This window comes from Haladaptatus sp. (genome assembly GCF_049589095.1).
Lineage (GTDB): Archaea > Halobacteriota > Halobacteria > Halobacteriales > Haladaptataceae > Haladaptatus.
This window is the reverse complement of record NZ_JBAWAC010000212.1, coordinates 1-4,492: the sequence shown is the minus strand read 5'-3', so window position 1 is coordinate 4,492 and position 4,492 is coordinate 1. Positions and strand designations below refer to the sequence as shown.

The 4,492-nt window shown below is 60.7% G+C and carries 6 protein-coding genes; 2 read left to right on the top strand and 4 right to left on the bottom strand.

The features are described 5' to 3' along the window. The coding region (locus WBV42_RS06990) for a cation:proton antiporter (RefSeq protein ID WP_423985389.1) at positions 1–355 on the bottom strand (355 nt) is incomplete at its 3' end. A gap of 207 nt (positions 356–562) precedes the next feature. On the opposite strand from WBV42_RS06990, the gene WBV42_RS06985 reads away from it, so the two are divergent. Together WBV42_RS06985 and WBV42_RS06980 are read left to right on the top strand one after the other, a co-directional pair. Further along, positions 563–1,954: an NAD-dependent succinate-semialdehyde dehydrogenase gene (locus tag WBV42_RS06985; protein WP_423985388.1), complete on the top strand. Its 1,392-nt coding sequence runs from the start codon at positions 563–565 to the stop codon at positions 1,952–1,954. A gap of 95 nt (positions 1,955–2,049) precedes the next feature. Next, positions 2,050–2,481 carry a DUF5518 domain-containing protein gene (locus tag WBV42_RS06980; RefSeq protein ID WP_423985387.1) on the top strand — a complete coding sequence of 144 codons (432 nt, stop codon included), beginning with the start codon at positions 2,050–2,052 and terminating at the stop codon, positions 2,479–2,481. Between the two features lie 17 nt (positions 2,482–2,498). Here the strand turns inward: WBV42_RS06980 and WBV42_RS06975 are convergent, their stop codons facing one another. The 3 genes from WBV42_RS06975 to WBV42_RS06965 all read right to left on the bottom strand — a co-directional run bounded on the left by WBV42_RS06975 (position 2,499) and on the right by WBV42_RS06965 (position 4,025). Next, positions 2,499–3,305 carry an endonuclease III domain-containing protein gene (locus tag WBV42_RS06975; RefSeq protein ID WP_423985386.1) on the bottom strand — a complete coding sequence of 269 codons (807 nt, stop codon included), beginning with the start codon at positions 3,303–3,305 and terminating at the stop codon, positions 2,499–2,501. Positions 3,306–3,375: 70 nt separating this feature from the next. Beyond that, entirely contained in the window at positions 3,376–3,789 is a 414-nt protein-coding gene (locus WBV42_RS06970) for a DUF371 domain-containing protein (RefSeq protein ID WP_423985385.1), read from the bottom strand. An 83-nt stretch (positions 3,790–3,872) separates the two neighbouring features. Beyond that, positions 3,873–4,025 (bottom strand): hypothetical protein, encoded by a 153-nt coding sequence (locus WBV42_RS06965; RefSeq protein WP_190303744.1) that lies wholly within the window; start codon positions 4,023–4,025, stop codon positions 3,873–3,875. Positions 4,026–4,492 lie beyond the last annotated feature (467 nt).

Below are 4,492 nucleotides of genomic sequence, written 5' to 3'. Positions count from 1 at the left end.
ATTCCAACCCTTGTCCGAAGTAGCTTCCGATGATGTAACCGACGATAAACGGGAGGAAGACGCCCGACAGGCCGATTATCAACACCGTGCGGAACGCGGCGAGCAGGTCGCTCAAGTCTATCTGCTGGTAGCCGACGTCGAAAAAGAGCAGCAGGCCGCCGATGGTGGAAATGAGGATGAACGGACTGTTCTCGGCCGTACTGGCGATGAGCATGGCGACGGACGGGCCGAGAATGACGCCCGCGAGGATTTCCCCGAGAAAGCCCGGTTCCCCGAGTCGCTCGATGGCTTCGCTCAGGACGAGCGAGAGCAACAGGCTCACCCCGATGACGAGGAAGATTTCGAGCGACGCCATTATCGACTCCTCCCGCCCCCCGAACGATTCATGTGAGAATACTGGTCGGTTGGGATTCGCATAAGTATGGGGCGCGTATGGACGGAAACGGACGATTGTTCGACGGTACCGTCATCGAAATGGAACTAGACCACCCTTTCTTCCCAGTACCATCGGCTTGCGTGGGCCGCCACAGCGTACATGCCCATGGACGATGTCGCGTCATCCATGGAGAGTCTCAATCCCGCAACGGGCGAGGTAGTGGGGACGTACGACGACGACGACGGGAGTTCGGTGGACGAGAAACTGCAGCGCGCGACCGAAACCTACGACGAGTGGCGACACACGCCGATAGAGGAACGCCAGCGACTCATCGGAGAGGCAGGGGATGTCCTCCGCGACAACAAAGAGGAGTACGGCGAGCTGATGACGAAGGAGATGGGAAAACCCCTCGACGCCGCGATTTCGGAGGTCGAGAAATGCGCGTGGGTGTGTGACTACTACGCCGAGCACGCCGCGGAGTTCCTGCAGGACGAACACATCGGCACGGAGGCCGAGGTGGAATCGTACGTCTCGTACGAACCGCTCGGGCCGGTGCTCGCCGTGATGCCGTGGAACTTCCCGTTCTGGCAGGTGTTCCGGTTCATCGGACCGAACATCACGGCCGGAAACGTCGGTCTGCTCAAACACGCCTCGAACGTTCCGGGGTGTGCCATGGCGATTCAGGAAGTGTTGGAGGAAGCCGGTTTCCCGGAGGGCGTGTTCACTACCCTGCTCGTCGGGTCGGAAACAGTCGAGAGCATCATCGAGGATGACCGGCTCGAAGCCGTGACGCTCACCGGTAGCGAACCCGCCGGACGCGCCGTCGCGGAGACGGCCGGGAAGAACCTCAAGAAGACCGTCCTCGAACTCGGCGGGAGCGACCCGTTCGTCGTCCTCCCCGACGCCGATGTCGAGGATGCGGCCACGACGGGCGCGCAGGCTCGCTGTATCAACAACGGCCAGTCCTGTATCGCCGCGAAGCGGTTCGTCGTCCACGAGGACGTGTACGACGAGTTCCTCGAAACGTTCACGGACGAGATGGAGTCGCTGACCATCGGCGACCCGATGGACGACGACACCGACATCGGCCCGCAGGCCCGCGAGGACCTGATGGAGGACCTCCACGAGCAAGTCGAGGTGAGCGTGAACGCGGGCGCGACCGTCGAACTCGGCGGCGAACCGCTCGACAGGGACGAACCGTACTACCCGCCGACGGTGCTCACCGACATTCCGGAGGGCAGTCCCGCCGCGGACGAGGAACTGTTCGGCCCCGTAGCCTCGGTTTTCAACGTTTCCAGCACCGAGGAAGCGATTCGACGCGCCAACGACACCACCTACGGACTCGGCGCGAGCGTCTGGACGCAGGACAAACAGCAGGCGAAGGAGGTCGCCAACGAAATCGAGTCGGGCATGGTGTTCGTCAACGAACTCGTCAAATCCGACCCCCGCCTCCCGTTCGGCGGCGTGAAGGATTCGGGCTACGGCCGCGAACTCTCGAAACACGGCATCCACGAGTTCGTCAACAAGAAGACGATGTGGCTGTCGGACGTCTCCCACTCCGAGGGCGGCGTGGAGTAGAGAATCGGCCGATTTTTCGCTATCGGTAGGGGTAGCTAGTTTTTGCTCGTCAACAAATATATGCACGCACGAATGTATAGTATACAAACAAACCCATGATTAGAGATCTGCGTGACTTCGTGACGGCTCATCCGTGGGCGTACGCACCGCCCGCGGGGGTCATTTCGGCCGCTTACGTCCTAATCGACGCACCATACCCCGGAACGCTCGACTTCGGCATCGTATTCTGGACGGGGCTGCTCGGCGGAGTAGTAACCCTCGGCGGAAAGAAAGAGGCACAGGGTATTGGATTTCGAACCGGATTAGTCGGGTCACTTCCGATCTTGTGGGATATGGTCCCCACGGTCGGTGCGATTCTCCATTTCGACCAGCCGGTATTTTTCGGAGCCTTGGAGGTACTCATCGTGTTCGTACTGATCGCGTTCGTTGCCGTGATGGTCGGTGTGTCCGGGGCAATCGCCGCGATGATCGGGAGATGGCTATCACGTAAATTCGGTTCGAAGAAATCCGCGTCAGTCAGCAGTTAGCGGCGACCCAGCCTGTTTCACCGTACCGATTCCGCCGGATCGACGACCGTACCGTTTTCCACGTCCACTCCGACCTGCTCGCACAAATCGAACATCGGACATTCCTCCTCGCCGTCCAAACACGCGGGTTTCCGCGCGGTGCAGTACTCACGCCCGAACTGAATGCTCGCCGTGTGCCCGAACCCGCATTTCTCGGCCGGAACCTCGTCCTCCAGCACCTCGCGGACCTCCTCGTGGTCGGCGTCCGCCGGGGCGATGCCCATCCTGCGATAGATCCGGTGGACGTGCGTGTCCACGGGGAACACGCCCGGCTGCCCGCCGGAAAAGAGGAGCACGCAGTCGGCCGTCTTCGGCCCGACGCCGTTCATGTCCAACAGTGCCTTTCTCACTTCGCTCGGTTCCGCTTCCCGGACGAACTCGTCGAATGCCGCCGCGCTCCCGTACTCCGCGAGGACGTTCTCGGCCGATTCGATGATCACGTCCGCCTTCTGGTTGTACAGTCCGGCAGAGTGAATCGTGTCCGCGAGTTCGCCGTGCTCGGCCTTGGCGAGGTTTTCGGCGAGGTCGTCGCCGCCGTACCGCGCCACGAGGTCGTCGTGAGCGGGTTGGCTCGCCACGTCGCTGGTGTTCTGGCTGAGGATGGTGCGGACGAGGCAGGTGAAGGCGTCCTGCCCGCCATACGATTTCTGCCAGTACAGTTCGCCGAGTCGGTCCACGACCTCCTCGGCGCGGGTCTCGGCGTCCGCGGGTGTGAACTCGGCGGCCATGCCGCCGCCGTCCGCCCCGCCGCTGATGTTCTCGGCGGGTTCCGGGTCGTCGCTCATACACCACTCTCGGGTCGCTATCGGATAAAAACCATCGGGCAGTGGACCGTCGCGTTCGGTCGGTTTCGGACTACTCCACTTCGACGGTGACGACGGTTTCCAATCCGTTCTCCAGCGCGGTCACGAGGTCCCGATTGAACCCCTCGGCGGCGAACTCACAGCCGAGGACGAACGTTCGCTCGTCCACGTAGTCGCTGGTGCGGCCGACCATGCTTCGGTCGCTGTCGAATTCGAGGTCGGGATGGCCGTGGCCGGTGACGGTCTCGGAGTGGTCGCCCGCCTCGACGGTCACGGTTATCGTGGCGTCCTCGTTTCGACATTTCTCCACGAACTCGGGATCGAAGTCGGCGGGTGCGCGGTCGGCCTCGATGGCGAGGATGCAGTCACCCGCGGGCGTGAGAAAGTCGTCGGTCGTGATTTCGAACGTGCTCGCGTGGCGAGCGGATACGTTCTCGTGGCCGCGTGCGTGGATCGTTTCTTTCATGGGTCGGCTTTCCACGGGGGCCACTTCAGCGTCGCCATTTCCGGTTCGTGTTTGGGTGTCGCGGTTGGGGTTCGCGTTCCCGGTCAGCGTGTGACCGTCACCGTAACTGCGCCACAATCACACTCGTATGCGCGGCGCGTACCCGCGCTGGTCTGCATCGCCAACATCAGATGTCGCTCGGCCAGTTCGCGGTCGCAATCCGTCGCTTCACACGTACATCGGAGCGCTTCTATCATACCTCGATTTCCGTCCGCAACCTACGTTAAATCGACCCGTATCCGGAGTGAAAGTGAAAATCCGACGTAGCGTGCCTCTCTCGGGCATTTTCCCCAAATAGGAACGATGTTGCTTCAATTCGTTCGCCTCTACCGCTTGCATGTGCCAACCATTCTTTATAAACTCCATTGGAGGTGTGTGTCAACCGTTTCCACGGGGTACGGAGCGTGTGCTAGGCGTTTCCACATAATTTGAGGGCACAACTTTTAAATAGCTATGCCGAATACTTCGTAATACCTGAACGCTTCCGGCGTCACGGTAGCACCGCGCGTCAACCAATGATATGGGAATATTGTCATCGGATGGTTGGAACTCGTAGAAGAGTAGCGATGCTATCATTTGCCGGAGTGGAAGGAACCGAGGTTTAACTAAGAATGGTAAGCGTAACAGAAGAGGATCTTCAGAACAAGTCGAAAGGTGAACTCAT